This is a genomic window from Aeromonas sp. EERV15 (assembly GCF_900079845.1).
GTDB lineage: Bacteria > Pseudomonadota > Gammaproteobacteria > Enterobacterales > Aeromonadaceae > Aeromonas > Aeromonas sobria.
In genome coordinates, this window is sequence record NZ_FKKY02000130.1 from 1 (window position 1) to 457 (window position 457).

The window sequence follows — 457 nt, forward strand, 5'->3', positions numbered from 1 at the left end:
CCGACCGAGGCCGAATGGGAGCGGGCGGCGCGCGGCGTCGCCGGGCGCCGCTACCCCTGGGGCAACGTCTACAACCCGTTCCACGCGAACCACGGGCGGCTGTCGTTCGACGAGCTCGACGACGGCGACGGCTTCCTCGAGCTCGCGCCCGTCGGCGCGCTCGTCGCCGGGCGGACCCCCGACGGCATCGACGATCTCGCCGGCAACGTCGAGGAGTGGGTCGCAGACTACTACCATCCCGAGTATCCAGCCGGCAGCGCGAAGGACCCGCGGGGGCCCGACATGGGCGAGGAGCGCGTGTTGCGGGGCGGCAGTTACATCCAGGGTCGGCCGTGGGTGCGCGGCGCGGCGCGGGGCCACGACGTGCCGACCAGCCGCCGCGCGTGGCGCGGCTTCCGCTGCGCGCGCGACGCCTGACGTGCGGGCGTTCGGCGCGCGCGTGCCCCCGCGCGCAGGC

At 76.4% G+C, this 457-nt stretch carries 1 protein-coding gene; it reads left to right on the forward strand.

Features of this window, described 5'->3' with window-relative positions:
* On the forward strand, positions 1-417 hold a 417-nt coding region (locus BN4575_RS22895; protein WP_141689915.1), incomplete at its 5' end, for a formylglycine-generating enzyme family protein.
* Positions 418-457 lie beyond the last annotated feature (40 nt).